Source organism: Microcoleus sp. Pol8_D6, assembly GCF_036700965.1.
In the GTDB taxonomy this organism is placed as follows: domain Bacteria; phylum Cyanobacteriota; class Cyanobacteriia; order Cyanobacteriales; family Microcoleaceae; genus Microcoleus.
This window is the reverse complement of sequence record NZ_JAUBPW010000105.1, coordinates 1-15,463: the sequence shown is the minus strand read 5'-3', so window position 1 is coordinate 15,463 and position 15,463 is coordinate 1. Positions and strand designations below refer to the sequence as shown.

Sequence of the window (15,463 nt, the reverse complement as noted above, 5' to 3'; positions counted from 1 at the left end):
ATCGCATCTATCACGGGATGGGATTATATTCTATCGGCACTAAATACTGTAGCATAATTTTGGAGAATTGGTATTATTTGTTTATGAATCAAATTAAACGTGTTGCCATAGTGGGAGGAACCCACGGAAACGAACTCACAGGAATTTACCTGGTGAGGAAATTCGATCGCGCGCCAGAGTTAATTGGGCGATCGACTTTTGAAACTATCACCCTGCTAGCCAATCCCAAAGCTTGCGAAATCGGGACACGCTACGTCGATATCGACCTCAACCGCTGCTTTAGAAAGCAAGATTTAGAAAATCCCCATCTCTCCAGCTATGAAGCGCAGCGGGCGAAAGAAATCTACGGCATTTTTAGCTCCAATATTACTCAGCAGCAAAACTTAATTATCGATTTGCACAGCACCACATCCAACATGGGGCTAACATTTATTCTCGCCAGCCATCATCCATTTAACCTGCAACTAGCAGCTTATTTAACCTCTGTGTATCCCCACCTCAAGGTACTCGCTTCGGCAACCAAGAATCATGATAGTCCTTTACTGCGATCGCTTTCCGAATTAGGCGGTACGCTGGAAGTTGGTGCAGTGCCGCAAGGCGTCTTGGATGCGTCTTTATTTCAGCAAACTGAGCAAGTTGTCGGCACAATCTTAGACTGTGTAGAAGCCTACAATCAAGGCAAAATGCCTGCTGCAAAGAATCCCCTGACTATTTATCAAAGCATTCGGGCGATCGACTATCCCAGAAACGAGAACCGAGAAATTCAGGCAATGATTCATCCTCATCTGCAATTCAGAGATTATGAAGCCCTAAATCCCGGCGATCCGATGTTTTTGACCTTAGATGGTGAGTCGGTATTGTATGAAGGTAAATCAACCGTTTATCCGATTTTCATTAACGAGGCTGCTTACTACGAAAAAGGAATTGCCCTGTGTTTTACTCAAAAGCTAATAGTCAGTCTTGAGTAGAAGATTAAAAATTATTCTTGAGAATTTTCCGGTGACAAAAACTCCTCTTTAGAAGCCGTAGTCAAAGAACGCAATTCCTTCCATATTTCCAAAGTAATAATACAGGTAATCAGCCACACCAAACCAGCCGTATAACCAGCAATAACATCGGTAGGCCAGTGAACTCCTAGGTAAAGCCGGCTCAAACCAATAGCAGCAATTAATACCACTGTCAAGCTGTAAATCGACCAGCGCTGCTTGGGAAAGCGTACACCCAAAAAATATCCTAGCAAACCGTAAATAACCATTGAAATCATTGCGTGGCCGCTAGGAAAACTGTAAAATGTTACATTAACAACGCGCTCCCAAAGTTGAGGTCGATCACGGGCAAAAAGTTTTTTTAACAGTAAATTTAAACCGATCGCTCCCCCACCGGCGAACGCAATAGTTGCAGCTTCCGATCGGTGATTGCGCGCTAGCAAAATAATACCCAAAATCAGACAAATCACGAGTAGCAACTTCGGCTCGCCCAAAAAAGTAAAGCCCAGCATTATTTGATCGCGCAACGGAGTGTGCAATTGCCTCAGAGCTAGTAAAATAGAGGTATCGAAAACGTAACTTTCTTTTTCCAACACGTCTTCGGCAATGGTGGCAAATCCCCACATCCCCAAAGCCGCAACAGCAAGCCCGGCCAGCCGAATTATTGAAATGAGCGATCGAATTTTAGAACGCATTCTTGAATTAATTAAAAATTTTAAATTTCCAACTCAAAATAATACAACAAATATAGGAAACGAAAAAGCCTTACCAATCGTCTAGATGCTTTGGCAACTATATTCTGAATGATTAATTGGCTTTTCACTACCCACCTCAGCTTTTACCTCCAACCTGCGAATGACTATACTATCAAAAAAACACATTTCTGCAATTTTGTTGGCCGTGGGGTTGACAAATCTTTCTAGTTGTGCTATTAAAAGCGGAGTAAATGCCCCGATCGCCGAAGCCCACACGATCGCCCAGCGTCTCGTCTCGACCGCAGTCGCCCAAAAGCCGAACAACCCGCAATTCGGTCAGCCGATCGACTGTACCCTAGGAAAAGACTGTTTTGTGTTGCTGTATTTCGATCGAGAACCCGGCCCCACCGCCGTAGATTTTGGCTGCGGGCGCCAAACCTACGACGGCCACGACGGCACAGATTTTGCCATTCCCGACGCCAAAGCAATGGCAAAAGGAGTGCCAGTTATTGCCTCCGCAGCAGGCAAAGTTTTGCGATCGCGAGATGGTGTGGTCGATCGGCGTTTACAAAACGATACAGACAAAGCCAGCATCGCAGGCACAGAATGCGGCAACGGCATGGTAATCGACCACGGCGGTGGTTGGGAAGCCCAATACTGCCACCTCCGCAAAGGCAGCGTTGCCGTCAAACCGGGTACGCAGGTACAAAAAGGCACAGTTTTGGGCATGGTGGGAAACTCTGGGATGGCATCTTTCCCCCACGTACACGTAACTTTTCGCTATCAAGGCAAGCCCGTAGATCCGTTTGTCGGGCCCGACGCGAAGGTAGGCTGCAACATCGCCCGCAATCCTATTTGGGACAAGCCTCTAGACTATATTTCCACAGGTTTAATCCGCGCTGGTTTTGCCAATAAGCCGCCGGACGAGAACGCTGTCTGGGAAGGACAATTTTCCGAGACTCAACTCCCTGCAAACAGTCCAGCTTTGTTGTTTTGGGTGCAAAGTTACGGAGTGCTCAAGGGCGATCGCGAACAATACAAATTATTTGCACCCAACGGCACAACCATCGCTGACCAGACCAATGAAATTAAAGCCCCCAGCCGCACTTGGTTGGGTTATGTCGGCAAAAGAAACAGTACAAATTCTCCTCTGATTCCGGGAGTTTGGCGGGCCGAATACCGATTGACGCGGGGCGATCGAGTTTTGGCAGAAGTCAAGCGAGAAGTTGAGTTGCGTTAGTTAGTTGACTGTTGACTGTTGGCAGTATTTAATCCGTGTAGCCGTGTCAAAATCACTCTCTTTCTTCTTCCTTCTTCCCTCTTCCTTCTTCCCTCTTCCTTCTTCCTTCTTCCCTCTTCCTTCCGAAGATTATTTCAGCAGCCAGCCAAATAATTCTCCGACACTCAAGCGCAGTTCGTTAGCGAAGGACGGCACAGGTAGCAGCATTTCTGGTTCATCAAATACTGCTGTCTGTTGCTGGGGAACATAAACAAAAACGCATTGTTCGTCGGGATCGATCAGCCAGCCCATTTGAGTTTCATGATTTAAGCAGTGCAGAATATTTTTAGTAACTTTAGTTTGACTTGGGTCTGGCGACAAAATCTCAATTGTCCAATCAGGAGCTATGGGAAAGACATTAGCAATTTCGCCGTTATCATCGGCGGGAATTCTGTTCCAGACAAATACTGAAACATCAGGCACTGTTGACCTTCCGCCAAAGGTACACCGGAGTTCTGGAAATGCTCGTGCAACTTTTTTGGGTTTTAATATAGCGTTAATGAAAATAATTAGTTCACATTGAGTCGCACTGTGTTTCCCCTGTGGCATGGGCTTCTGAATAATTTGATTATCAATGTATTCGCTGGCAGGTTTGGTTTCGGGTAGTTGGAGAAACTCTTCTAAAGTTAAGGATTTTAATCTTGTTTGTACCATTTTAAGTTCACCTCTAATGAAGTAGATCTTTTAGCAGCAGTCTAGTCTAAGGCAAATTGTTCCAAGCTTGAGCCACAATGTCGCTCAGCCATAGCCTCTGAGCAAAATCGAGCAGATTGTCGTCGGCGAGTACCTCAGCCTTCAATTCATCCAAAGACTGAGATCGCGATCGAGCTATTTGAATCACACCCGCGATCGCCGACGCCACCAATTCTTCATTCAGCGGCTGCTGTCGCAAAGCAATCATTTCTTGAGGATTCGTAGGAATGGGATAATTCATAGAAGTGCATACCGAAAGGAGTAGATATTCAGCCACTGCGGGCCAACCGAGAGCAAGAGCGATCGAAAACCTAAAAATCTGAGAACATTGTAAACTTATTTAAAACTCAATAAGTATTCGGGAGTATAGCCTACTTTGCTCCCTTGTCAACTCCCCCATCTTTATTAATTTATTCAGAATTGAGAGCCTAATCATGCAAGAAATTCTTTATCTAGAAGTCCCGACACCGGATACAGCAGCCGTCTGCACTTGGTTGCAGCACGAATTCGATCCCGGAATCGGAGAAAAAATTATTACTGCTGACGGCTTTCGCCTGCTTTCACCAGCCACAACAGCCGAGGTTCAGAAGTCTGGAACTCAAAATGCCAATCCAAAACCCGCCTTGGCTGACACCAATTCAGGAAACCAAAATTGGCGATCGACAGAACTTTCCACCTTTGTCTGGTCACTGCAACGCACCACTTATTTAAAAGTCTTTCGTCTAGAAGAGGCGCCTGCGGGAGAAAAAAAGTTCCTGGAAGCTCTGAATCTTGCTGTAAGAAACAAGTTTCCCGATCACTACCGGGAACCCCCTGTTATAGACCTCTCCAAACAGTCAATTTTTGATGCTCTTGCCCCCTATTACCCCCTCACCGTCAAATACTTCCAAAAAATGCCTCAAGGCGAATACGACCTCAAGCGCGTCTACTGGTGGGAACAGCGTTGGCGCGAAGGCACTCGCAATCCTCAAACGCCAAAACAAGTAGTGTTTTTGAAGGAAGAGGGTTCGGCAACGGATTCTGTAACGGATGTAACGGATGTAACGGATGTTAAGAAGAAGGTAAAAAGTACAGTTTCGGTGTCGGATGTTGGGGATACTTTTTATGACTTAATTTATATTGGCGGGGCCTTGGGAGTGATTCACGCCGCAGTCATGGCGAGATTGGGCTACCGGGTGCTGCTAGTTGAACGAATGCCTTTCGGGCGAATGAATCGCGAGTGGAATATTTCACGGGACGAAATTCAAAGCTTAATTGATTTGGGTTTATTTACTGCTGCAGAAATAGAAACTTTGATTGCCAGAGAATACAAAGATGGCTACAACAAGTTTTTTGATGCTAACAATCCACCCGTGGCTCAAGCACCAGTTCTGCACACACCAAAGGTACTCAATGTAGCTTTGGACGGGGAGAAGTTGCTGAATTTAGCGGGAGTTAAGCTAACAGAAGCTGGTGGAGAAATCTGGGACGAAACTGACTTTGTTAGAGCCGATGTTGCAGCGGAAAAAGTAGTAGTTCAAGGCCACCACTTGCCGACCAAAGCCGATCGCACTGCATTAGGAAGGCTGCTGGTGGATGCAATGGGTTCGGCTTCTCCCATCGCTTGGCAATTGAACGAAGGGCGCACTTTTGACAGCGTTTGTCCGACAGTGGGAGCAGTCATCGACGGAGGATTTGAGCCGGGAGTATGGGATTCCGAGTACGGGGATGTACTCCACACTCACGGGGACGTTTCCCGCGGACGCCAGCTCATTTGGGAGTTGTTTCCTGGCGCCGGCACAGAACTGACAGTTTATCTATTTCACTACCACCAAGTACATCCAGAGAACCCCGGTTCTTTGCTGGAAATGTACGAGGATTTTTTCGCAATTTTGCCGGAATACCGTCGCTGCGATGTCGATAAATTGGTGTGGAAAAAACCGACCTTTGGTTATATTCCGGGGCATTTTAGCAGCAACAGCGGTGATCGCTCTGTGGCGATCGATCGCCTAGTCTCGATCGGCGACGCAGCATCTCTGCAATCTCCCCTCGTTTTCACAGGCTTCGGCTCCCTTGTCCGCAATCTTTTCCGCTTAACAGACCTGTTGGATACAGCTTTAAAGCACAATTTGCTGACGGCAAATCACTTAAACCAAATTCGCGCCTACCAGAGCAATGTTTCAGTAACTTGGCTATTTTCTAAAGGCATGATGGTTCCTACCGGGAGCAGTTTGCCACCTCAAAGAATTAATTCAATTCTCAATACCTTTTTCGGTATTTTGGCAGCACAAAAACTCGCCGTAGCTGAAACTTTTATTAAAGACAGAACCGACTGGCTAACTTTCAATCGACTGGCGATCGAAGCAGCCGGAAAAAACCCTTCTCTCCTCTTGTGGATTTTAGATTTTGTCACCTTGGGGGATATTTGGCGCTGGCTGGGAAGTTACTTGAATTTTACTCTGTTGGCTTTGGCCAGTTTGCTCTTCGGATGGCTTCCCAGCTTCGCCCGCAGGGTACAGCCTTGGTTGGAACCCCGGTATCCGGCTGTTTGGCTGTGGCTGTTGGCTACCAGCTATGCTCTCACCTATGGCATGGGAAAGGGGAGAAAAGAGTGTTGAGTTTTGAGTGTGGACTCAAAACTAGCAACTTCAGTTCGCTATCGAAAACTCGGCAATTCAATTTCAGCTAGCGATCGGCGTTTTTTAGAAGCCCGCAGCGGACTGGCAATCAAGCTCAGCCAGTCTGGTTGGGGGACTGCTGTAGGTTTTGCCACACTCGATCGCACTTCTTGAATGCCAAAGGTTTCAACAGAGTTCAAAATTTGAAAAGCCCTGGCCAATTCTTGGGCGTCCACTTTGGTAGCAGTTTCGGGTTCAGGCTCAGCCATTGGCAGTTCAGGTTCCGCAACCGGTTCGGCCGAGTCTGTTGCCGGCTCATCAGGTTGGTAGGTTTCGCTCTTCTGCAATTGAATGCCGGATACTTCGGCTAATTTGTTGAGTTCCAGATTGGCTGGGGCTTCAGGCTCGATCGCCTCAACAGCAGCGGCTACCTCTGGAAGCTCTTCTGGTTCCGACCAAGGTTGGACAGGGGAAGCGTTGAAGGCTGGCGGCACCGGCATCTGAGAGCTTTTGACCGCCGCGAGCAAAGATTCTAATTGTGCGCTGGCGGTGTCCAGATTATTGTCAGGCGGCTCAATCCTCGGTGACTTTACCTGCGGCCTGTCCAAACTTCTTTCCAAGGCAGCTTTGAATTGCAGAGTGTGGCGCTGCTGGCGGTGCAAGCGGGCTCGCAATTCCCTGCAAATATTTTCTGTTGCTACTAACTGCTGTAACTGTTCGTTGTAGCGCTGCACAGTAGACGCACATTCTCGCTCAACAGTCGCTAGCCTGACTTGGCTGGTTGCCAACTGACTTCTTAAATTTTCTACTAAAATTTCTTGACTTTGGAGGGTTTGATGGGAAACTTCCACTTTGCCAAACAGCCGCGTCAATTGTTCTTGAGTATTTTCGAGTTCTGCAGTCCGCTGTTCTAGCAAAGCTTCGCGATTCTGCAAGGTTTTTTGGGACTCTTCAAGAGCTGTTTCTAGCTGGGCGATGCGCTGCAAAAGGTCGCGGTTGCATTCGTGCAGCGCTTGCATGAGGGTGACTGGGGTTGATCCTTTGCCTTTGGCCTGTTCGGCATTCCCAAGCATATTTTTTAGATTCTCTGAAATCGGGGGCGAGCCCGCCTCAGTTGGCTGTGTCAGAGAGGGCGAATTTTTTGTTTCAGGTGTTGTGGGAATTGCATCTACGCTGATGGCGTTGGGAAAATCTACTGTTTGCCAGTCTTCTTCTGGCTGTTGGGGAACCGTTGCGGGAGTGTCTGTCGCATCGGGGGCGATCGGCTCAAAACCCCCAGCAGCAGCAAAATCTGACTGAAATGGTTCGGTATCGGATGGAACAGCAGGGTACGGTTGGTGCTGATGGGCTCGAAGATCAGCTTCTGACATGGCTTTTTATCCCAATACTCACAGGGTCTCAGATACAGTCTATCCTTAGATATTCTCCCGAAGGAAGCCCCTCAGTGAGTTTTTGGTCCAGAGTCCTATCAAAATAATTTTTCCTGATGTCTAACGCACTGTTTTGGTATGCGTGCGATCGCCTAAGCTTTAACAACTGCACAATGTTTGTCAATGATTGCTGGAACTTCTGCGGGTGCAATGCGGCTGTAGCGAGTTTTGTCCGGCATCACAATTATATTTGGGCCCGCTTTACACTGTTTGAGACATCCGGTTCCCTGTACAGTCACTTTGTCTTCTAAACCGCGCGCATTCAAAGCATTTTCTAAAGCTTTACAGACTCCTCCAGCGCCCCGCTTCAGGCAGTCGGATTTTTGACATACTAATATTTTGGTTTGGGTTTTTGCCGGAGCTTTTACAGTTTGAGCCGCAGTGGGAGAGGTGAATTCGCTTTTGCCGATCGCGCGATCGTCGGATGTCAATACCGCAACAGGCCCATTGGTCGAGTCGAGCAATTCTGGCGATCGATCGTTGTTACCCTGAGCCAGCTTGAGGCTGCGAGCTTTAAGTTTTATTTTACCGTTTTTCAAATTGAGTTCTTTCTCACCTACAACTTGAACTCTCAACCCCGGTGTCAAAATAGGCGACAGAAATGCCCGCAATTCCTTGCAAAGTTTAACAAGATATTCTACTCCGCGATCGCTACTAATTCGCAAATATTTAAGTTTACAGCCATCTTCAATAATCAAGCCGAGGATTTCTCCCTCTAAGTTGAATTCGGAAACGTGCTTGCCAGATTTATACATTGTTATAACTCCTTTAAATCAGTTACATCCGTTACATCTTGTACGCTGCTCTTTCCCTAACTTCCTGCTTCCTTTAGCCCCTTTGCCAGCAGTATTCCAGCCACTGCACGAGTTCGCATCGAGGGGCACTGACTTGCCTCAACACGCTCATTAACTGAGCCGCTTGTTTAACAGTATTGACTTTTGCCCGCAAAGGTTGGTCAACCGCACACCAGCAGGGAATTTCTAGTTCTTGCAAGCGTTTGTAAACTTGCCACCTATCTAGCCAACTAACTTGCACAATGTCACAAACTTCTAATTCTGGATCTGCTGGATTCATTTTGTAACAACAGTAATAATTTGCATTAAGTTTTACCCTCAATGGTAGCGGGTAGAAGTTAAAAGCCAGATTTCAGCAGAACATCAAAGATGATCAAAAGCCCTTCCTGAAAAATTCTGCCTTTTGCCCTCTGCCTTCTGCCTTCAGAAGGTTCGCCCCACTTTCAGGAAGCGTTCATAACGAGGATCTTGTTCAAGCATAACCCAACTGCTAATAATTCTCAATAGGTTTACAAAAAAAATTTCCTACTCTATAAAATCTTCTACTATCGAGGCAGACGCTGCTTGACTGGTAAATTTACAGTGCTAGACTGACTCTATTGGCAACAAAACTGCCTATTGAGAGGAGAACACACATGGCTGAGACTCAGAGTGCATTGAGACCGTTTGGCCACATAGCCGAAAACCCAGTTCTACTGGAACATTCAGTCACAGCACCGATTTGTGAAGGAATGAACGCGCTGCTAGCCAGTTTTCAGGCTCTATACCTGCAATATCAAAAACATCATTTTGTGGTGGAAGGGGCAGAATTTTACTCCTTGCACAAATTCTTTGAAGAAAGCTACGGAGAAGCTCAAGATAGCGTCCACGAGTTGGGCGAACGGTTAAACGGGTTGGGTGGCATACCGGCAGCTAGCTTTAGCAAGTTAGCCGAGCTGTGCTGTTTTGATCCGGAAGCCGACGGCGTATATTCCTGTCGCCAAATGCTGGAACACGATTTGGCAGCAGAGCAAGCTATCCTCGGTTTGCTGCGGCGTCAAGCAGGACAAGCAGAAAGTTTGGGCGATCGAGCTACCCGCTACCTCTACGAAAAAATCCTGCTAAAAACAGAAGAGCGAGCTTATCACATTTCCCACTTCCTCGCCCCCGATACCTTAGTGCAATTGAACTTGAACTAACAATTCTTCTTCTTCCTCTTCCTCTTGCTTCGCGCCCTTAGCGCCTTCGCGGTTCGTTATCTTAGATCAAAAAAAAGCGGGCAGTCACAAAACTGCCCGCTTTTTTATACAAAGTGCGTTTAAACCGCAGGGAATTAAGGCGCTAAAGCATTGCCGCGCAACAAGCTACCAATGGTTTTGGCAGTAATCTTCATCTGAATGAAGGGATTGGCCGGTACTACTGTCTTATACAAGTAGCTATCGAATGTGAGTTTTTGCACATCGCGATCGGCACACATTTCCACAAAAGCTTCGCGAGTAGCGTCGGAACGGTAGAACACGCGCTGCAAAATGTCCAGAACTTTGTAAGTAATGCCGTAGGCTTTATCCCACCGCTTCAGGTAAATCTTAATTTCCTCTTCAGTCGGAATGCGCGCGCCTTTATTGGAAATCTCCACAATAGTTTCGGCGCACATCCGGCCAGACTTAGCGGCAAAATAGATACCTTCGCCAGAAGACTTGGTAACATAACCTGCGGCATCGCCTACGAGAGCAACTCGGCCGACAACCCGGCGGGGACGCGGATGTTCCGGGATGGGGTGAGCTTCTACTTTAATAATCTCACCGCCCATCAGTTTTTTGGCAGCGCGGGCGCGAACGCCTGCTTGCAGCTTTTTGATGCTGGCTTGATTGACTTTCATCGTGCCGGTACCAACGGCTACGTGGTCGTATTTGGGGAACACCCAAGCGTAGAAGTCGGTAGATACGTCGTCGCCGACATACATTTCGGCTAAGTCTTCGTAGTAAGCCATTTTATCTTCTGGCAGGCGGATGCGCTCTTGGAAGGCGATCGCATAATTGTAGTCGCCAGCGTCGATCGCCTTTGCTACGCGGGAGTTAGCGCCGTCAGCCCCGATTACTAAATCCACCTTCAGAGTTTTCTGAATTCCCATTGCGCTGCCGTCGGAGTGGTCGGCATAGTGGAGAGTATAGGGGTCTGTGTTGTTGGCGGGAATCTCTAATTTGTGAACGGTGCCGTTAATCAGTTTCGCACCCAAGGAAGCGGCGCGATCGCGCATGAAGCCATCGAGCACTTCACGGCGGCACATACCGATGTATTCATGTGCGTTTTCAATATTGATGTCCACCTCGACGTTGGAGGGGGAGATCATTTTCATTTTTCTGACTTGGCGGTCAATAATACTTTGTGGCAAGTCAAATTCGCTGACCATGCACAGGGGAATCGCCCCACCGCAGGGTTTCGCGTTGTCTAATTTACGCTCGAATAGGTATGTTTCGATGCCTGCTTTTACCAATGTTTCGGCGGCGGAAGAACCCGCAGGGCCTGAACCTACTACTGCAACCCTTAGTGTCAAAGCTTTTCTCTCCAGTTTTTTTCTATAGGCATTACTCAGGTGTGATGGTATCACGGACTTTGGATGCGGTGGGGTGAAGCTGGGGAGATTTCAATGAAATGAAACAGAGCTTAACAGTTCGATACGAAAATCGGGTCTGGGGCGATGGGTGCGATCGAAGATCTTAAATTTTTCAGTGTAGATGAAGGTGGATGGACGGTGATGTGCGATCGAACATTTTGCACTATTTTCTAAGAACAGGCTTTCCGGCCTGTTCCACAAAGAGTGAATTTTCTGCTTGTGGGCCGTTGCTCCTAGCCCGCCCGGACATGAACAGGCTTTCCGGCCTGTTCCACAACAGATAAATTTTCTGCTTGTGGGGTGGGCATCTTGCCCGCCGATAAGAGGTTAGAACCAGTCCAATAAGTTACATTAAAGTTACTTGCAGTTATATCTAAAATTCTTATGCTCGGTAATTTTCAACAAAGCAACCTGCGGATTGAGCTTGAAGCTTCCGAAACAGCGATTAGAGACAGCTTGTTGCGTCCGAGTCAATTGCAGCAGTGGCTGTGGCCGCAGCAGTTGTCTAGCGGTTTGCCGGAAGAATTTGCTCAAGGTTTGACCTTTACAAGTTGGCTGGGCCCCGTGGCAGTTCAGCATCACGTTGATATTGTTGAGCACAATTGTCTGCGGCTGTTATTGAGTCAGGGAATTGACGGGTTTCACGAGTGGTATTGGGGCGACGGTTGGGTGCAGTCTCGCTTGGAGGGAGTGTCGCTGCTGCCGCTGAATTTGGGGCAAACCGCTAGTTTACTCCGGCTGCGGGAGTTTGTAGCGGGGAAGGGTAAGCGGAAGTAGATAAATGAATCTCCAAAATCATCAGAACAAAGTCTGGTAGTCCTGCATAGCAAGGAAAAATTCTTAATCCTTTTAGGGATAAAGAAGCGTTGTATTGATGAATAAAATACCACAAAGCTCCCACATGATTTGAGAGCTTTTTAGATTAGGAAAGACTCTTTCTTACCACAATAGCGAGATATCCTGTACATCAGGGAGTTCTTGCATCTTTCGATATCAGAAGTTTTGCCCGTATCTTTCCCGACTGATTTGTGTCGCTGGGGAGGCAAAACTTTTTTATATGCGACCCAAAAATCTGTATAATAGACGGCACATTGTCTGTAAACTCCTGGGAGGGCATCCCAAAAACCTTTAGCACCCATTTCAACTAGACTTCCTATATATAGCCATCCTCGCATCATTTGTGAATTTCTTACTCCCTCCCCTTACTAAGGGGAGGGTTGGGGTGGGGTGAAAAATTTACGACTCATGTAGGATTGCTATAAACCCCTAGAATTTCTTTGCTTAAGGCATCAATTGGCAGCTCTTTCCACTGCTTCCCTTATTGCCTACAAACGACTACATTTCATCATGTTGCATCGTTAGCTTGCCTTGGTTTTTTGACTTTACTTGAACTTTCCGGGGGACTGATGCTAATTGTTGAAAAACACATAGTATTGGAACCAGCGGGGGGACACCCTCGTGACTTTGACAATCGCGACTCAAGATATTTTTTCTAATAAAAGCTGATCTCTCAATTTTTTTGTTTGTTCTGAAATCCTTTGATGTCTGGGGTTTTAAACAAACTGCCTGTGACAATATATACATTTAAAATTTTGCTTAGCGCTGGAGGTGGGACAAGTTTTAACGATGTTTGGAGAACCGAAACGGAGACAATTCATGGAGTTGAAAATTAACAAGGCTTAGATTCGTCGCATGATAACTCCTTACCCTTACTCTCTCAGACCACCTGAAAGCCACTTCCCTGCCGAAAAACTAAGAGTGTGTTATAAAAACATAATTTGTTCCTTTCTAAAGCGCTATTCTTGACACAACGAACCGGGTGTGTTTTGACTGCGCGTTAATTTTTACCAGAAAAATAAATATGCTGTCCATTCCAGGCATTGCCGTCCAGAAGCTGCTTTACGAAAGTGCTAACTCTCTGGTTTATCGGGCCCTTCGGGAAGCGGATCGCCAACCGCTCATCCTCAAACTGCTCAAAGAGAGCTACCCGACACCTCAAGAATTGCTACGCTACCGCACCGAATACCGTATCACCCGAGAGCTGAAAGAGGCGGGAGTCGTGCAAGTTTATGACTTGCAAAAATACCAAAATAGCCTCGTGATTTTTGTGGAGGACTTTGGCGGGGAATCCTTGAAAATATGGATGCAGCAGCGAAAGTTTAGCCTCAAGGAGTTTCTGATCCTGGCGATCGCAGCCACTGAAACTTTAGGGCAAATTCACAGGGCCAAAATCATCCACAAAGATATTAACCCCTCAAATATTGTTTATAACCCGGAAACGGGACAGCTCAAAATTATCGACTTTGGCATTTCCACTCAGCTAACGCGAGAAATGCCAACCCTGAAAAATCCCAACGTTTTAGAAGGAACCCTCGCTTACATCTCGCCGGAACAAACTGGTAGGATGAATCGCTCTATCGATTACCGCACTGACTTTTATTCCCTCGGCGTCACCTTCTACGAATTACTGACAGGAAAACTGCCTTTTGAGACAGAAGACGCTTTAGAGCTAGTTCACTGCCACATTGCCAGACAACCAGTTCCCGCGCACGAAATCAAGCCAGAAATTCCCCTAATTGTCTCCCAAATTGTCAGCAAGCTGATGGCAAAAAATGCGGAAAATCGCTACCAAACTGCATTGGGTATTAAGCAGGACTTAGAAATGTGTCTGGTTCAATTACAAGAAACCGATAGCATAGAAGAATTTGACTTGGGAACGCTGGACCTTACAGATCATTTCCTGATTCCCGAAAACTTATACGGCAGAGAAACAGAAGTTGATCATCTATTAGCAGCCTTTGAAAGAGTTCGTAATGCTAGTGCCGAAATGATGTTAGTAGCTGGCTTTTCCGGGATTGGTAAAACCGCAGTAGTAAACGAAGTCCACAAGCCGATCGCCCGACAGCGTGGCTATTTTATCAAAGGCAAATACGACCAATTCCAGCGCAATATCCCCTTCAGTGCATTTGTGCAAGCATTTCGGGAACTGATGGGACAATTGTTATCAGAAAGTGACGCTCAGTTACACAGATGGAAAACCCTGATTCTCACCGCAGTAGGCGAGAGCGGGCAAGTGTTGATTGACGTAATTCCTGAATTAGAACACATCATTGGCCCTCAAAGTCCTGCACTAGAATTGTCGGGGAGTGCAGCACAAAATCGCTTCAATCTGCTGATGCAGAAATTTGTGCAAGTATTTACCCAAGCAGAACATCCCTTGGTGATGTTTCTGGACGATTTGCAGTGGGCAGATTCAGCATCTTTGAAGTTATTACAACTATTGATGGAAGATACGGGGCATCTGTTAGTATTGGGTGCTTATCGGGATAATGAGGTATCACCGGCTCATCCGTTTATGTTGACTGTGGATGAGATTGTGAAGTCTGGGGCAGTGGTGAATACGATTACCCTGCAACCGTTGAGTTTAGCAGATCTCAATCAGTTGGTAGCAGATACGCTGATTTGCGATTTATCTTTTGCTCAACCTTTGACAGAATTGGTTTATCAAAAAACCCAAGGTAATCCGTTTTTCTCGACTCAATTCCTCAAGGCGTTGCATGAAGATGGTCAAATTATTTTTAACCCCCCTCAATCGCCTCTGAGTAAGAGGGCCAGTAAAGGGGGGTGGCAGTGCGATCTTAATCAAGTTAAATTTGCCGACGCCTCGGATGTGGTGGAGTTTATGGCGGTGCAATTGCAGAAGTTGCCTGCCGAAACTCAGGATGTTCTCAAGTTGGCGGCTTGCATTGGGGCGCAGTTTGATTTAGAGACATTGGCAATAGTCAGCGAAGAATTACCAGAAGAAACGGCATCAGCGCTGTGGAAAGCCTTGCAAGAAGGACTCATTTTAGTGATTTCCGAAGGCTATAACTTCATTCAAGCAGATGCTCAATCCCCGAATCAGTCTGTTGCTAATCCCACTTATAAGTTCCTGCACGATCGCGTCCAGCAAGCAGCTTATTCATTGATTCCCGACGACCAAAAACAAGCCACTCATCTAAAAATAGGACAGTTACTGCTACAAAGTTCTTCCGAGATAGAAATAGAAGAAAAAATTTTTGATATTGTCGGGCATTTAAATCAAGGAATTGAGTTAATTCATCAATTAAGTGAACGCTCAGCCTTAGCCCAACTCAACTTAGAAGCTGGACGTAAGGCTAGAAATTCTACCGCCTACGCTGCGGCAAATATCTATCTACAAATGGGAATTGAGCTACTGACAGTCAACTGCTGGCAAACTCAATATGAATTGACACTAAATCTCTATGTTGCTGCTGCTGAAGCTGCCTATTTGAATGGTGATTTTGATGGTATGGAAAAGATGGCAGCACTGGTTTTGCAAGAAGCCCAAACAATTTTAGATCGAGTTAAAATTTACGAAATTAAAATTGCCGCT

At 46.5% G+C, this 15,463-nt stretch carries 13 protein-coding genes; 6 read left to right on the top strand and 7 right to left on the bottom strand.

Annotation, left to right across the window (positions count from 1 at the left end; genetic code table 11):
• On the top strand, positions 1-968 hold a 968-nt coding region (locus tag QUA10_RS27225; protein ID WP_445243609.1), incomplete at its 5' end, for an aspartoacylase.
• Positions 969-979: 11 nt separating this feature from the next.
• Here the strand turns inward: QUA10_RS27225 and QUA10_RS27220 are convergent.
• On the bottom strand, positions 980-1,681 hold the full coding sequence (locus QUA10_RS27220; RefSeq protein WP_333085498.1) for a phosphatase PAP2 family protein: 702 nt from the start codon (positions 1,679-1,681) through the stop codon (positions 980-982).
• Positions 1,682-1,841: 160 nt separating this feature from the next.
• Between QUA10_RS27220 and QUA10_RS27215 the strand changes: the two genes are divergently transcribed.
• Positions 1,842-2,921: a M23 family metallopeptidase gene (locus QUA10_RS27215; RefSeq protein WP_333085497.1), complete on the top strand. Its 1,080-nt coding sequence runs from the start codon at positions 1,842-1,844 to the stop codon at positions 2,919-2,921.
• Positions 2,922-3,050: 129 nt separating this feature from the next.
• On the opposite strand, the gene QUA10_RS27210 is transcribed toward QUA10_RS27215, so the two are convergent.
• On the bottom strand, positions 3,051-3,614 hold the full coding sequence (locus QUA10_RS27210; protein WP_333085496.1) for a Uma2 family endonuclease: 564 nt from the start codon (positions 3,612-3,614) through the stop codon (positions 3,051-3,053).
• A gap of 46 nt (positions 3,615-3,660) precedes the next feature.
• On the bottom strand, positions 3,661-3,894 hold the full coding sequence (locus QUA10_RS27205) for a hypothetical protein (protein WP_190662685.1): 234 nt from the start codon (positions 3,892-3,894) through the stop codon (positions 3,661-3,663).
• A gap of 193 nt (positions 3,895-4,087) precedes the next feature.
• On the opposite strand from QUA10_RS27205, the gene QUA10_RS27200 reads away from it, so the two are divergent.
• Positions 4,088-6,250, top strand: a complete 2,163-nt coding sequence (locus tag QUA10_RS27200) for a flavin-dependent dehydrogenase (RefSeq protein WP_333085495.1) — start codon at positions 4,088-4,090, stop codon at positions 6,248-6,250.
• A 38-nt stretch (positions 6,251-6,288) separates the two neighbouring features.
• On the opposite strand, the gene QUA10_RS27195 is transcribed toward QUA10_RS27200, so the two are convergent.
• The 3 genes from QUA10_RS27195 to QUA10_RS27185 all read right to left on the bottom strand — a co-directional run bounded on the left by QUA10_RS27195 (position 6,289) and on the right by QUA10_RS27185 (position 8,754).
• Positions 6,289-7,620 (bottom strand): hypothetical protein, encoded by a 1,332-nt coding sequence (locus tag QUA10_RS27195; RefSeq protein WP_333085494.1) that lies wholly within the window; start codon positions 7,618-7,620, stop codon positions 6,289-6,291.
• Positions 7,621-7,772: 152 nt separating this feature from the next.
• The gene (locus QUA10_RS27190; RefSeq protein WP_333085492.1) at positions 7,773-8,435 is read right to left on the bottom strand and encodes a (2Fe-2S) ferredoxin domain-containing protein; all 663 of its coding nucleotides are present in this window, start codon (positions 8,433-8,435) and stop codon (positions 7,773-7,775) included.
• Positions 8,436-8,508: 73 nt separating this feature from the next.
• Positions 8,509-8,754, bottom strand: a complete 246-nt coding sequence (locus tag QUA10_RS27185; protein ID WP_333085491.1) for an Asr1405/Asl0597 family protein — start codon at positions 8,752-8,754, stop codon at positions 8,509-8,511.
• Between the two features lie 355 nt (positions 8,755-9,109).
• Between QUA10_RS27185 and QUA10_RS27180 the strand changes: the two genes are divergently transcribed.
• Positions 9,110-9,652, top strand: a complete 543-nt coding sequence (locus QUA10_RS27180) for a Dps family protein (RefSeq protein WP_333085490.1) — start codon at positions 9,110-9,112, stop codon at positions 9,650-9,652.
• Between the two features lie 134 nt (positions 9,653-9,786).
• On the opposite strand, the gene chlP is transcribed toward QUA10_RS27180, so the two are convergent.
• A complete protein-coding gene (gene chlP, locus QUA10_RS27175; RefSeq protein ID WP_333085489.1) occupies positions 9,787-11,007 on the bottom strand; it encodes a geranylgeranyl reductase in 1,221 nt (406 codons plus the stop codon).
• A 444-nt stretch (positions 11,008-11,451) separates the two neighbouring features.
• Between chlP and QUA10_RS27170 the strand changes: the two genes are divergently transcribed.
• Both QUA10_RS27170 and QUA10_RS27160 read left to right on the top strand, forming a co-directional pair.
• Complete coding sequence (locus QUA10_RS27170; RefSeq protein WP_333057711.1) at positions 11,452-11,844, top strand: hypothetical protein; 393 nt, start codon at positions 11,452-11,454, stop codon at positions 11,842-11,844.
• Between the two features lie 1,084 nt (positions 11,845-12,928).
• Positions 12,929-15,463 (top strand): serine/threonine-protein kinase PknK (locus QUA10_RS27160; RefSeq protein WP_333086434.1); only part of this gene is annotated, 2,535 nt, incomplete at its 3' end.

Bases quoted from the DNA above. Each gene is read 5' to 3' on its own strand.
- QUA10_RS27185 (WP_333085491.1), bottom strand. From the start codon at position 8,754: ATGAATCCAGCAGATCCAGAATTAGAAGTTTGTGACATTGTGCAAGTT.
- QUA10_RS27200 (WP_333085495.1), top strand. From the start codon at position 4,088: ATGCAAGAAATTCTTTATCTAGAAGTCCCGACACCGGATACAGCAGCC.
- QUA10_RS27195 (WP_333085494.1), bottom strand. From the start codon at position 7,620: ATGTCAGAAGCTGATCTTCGAGCCCATCAGCACCAACCGTACCCTGCT.
- QUA10_RS27210 (WP_333085496.1), bottom strand. From the start codon at position 3,614: ATGGTACAAACAAGATTAAAATCCTTAACTTTAGAAGAGTTTCTCCAA.
- QUA10_RS27215 (WP_333085497.1), top strand. From the start codon at position 1,842: ATGACTATACTATCAAAAAAACACATTTCTGCAATTTTGTTGGCCGTG.
- QUA10_RS27180 (WP_333085490.1), top strand. From the start codon at position 9,110: ATGGCTGAGACTCAGAGTGCATTGAGACCGTTTGGCCACATAGCCGAA.
- QUA10_RS27205 (WP_190662685.1), bottom strand. From the start codon at position 3,894: ATGAATTATCCCATTCCTACGAATCCTCAAGAAATGATTGCTTTGCGA.
- QUA10_RS27170 (WP_333057711.1), top strand. From the start codon at position 11,452: ATGCTCGGTAATTTTCAACAAAGCAACCTGCGGATTGAGCTTGAAGCT.
- QUA10_RS27220 (WP_333085498.1), bottom strand. From the start codon at position 1,681: ATGCGTTCTAAAATTCGATCGCTCATTTCAATAATTCGGCTGGCCGGG.
- QUA10_RS27190 (WP_333085492.1), bottom strand. From the start codon at position 8,435: ATGTATAAATCTGGCAAGCACGTTTCCGAATTCAACTTAGAGGGAGAA.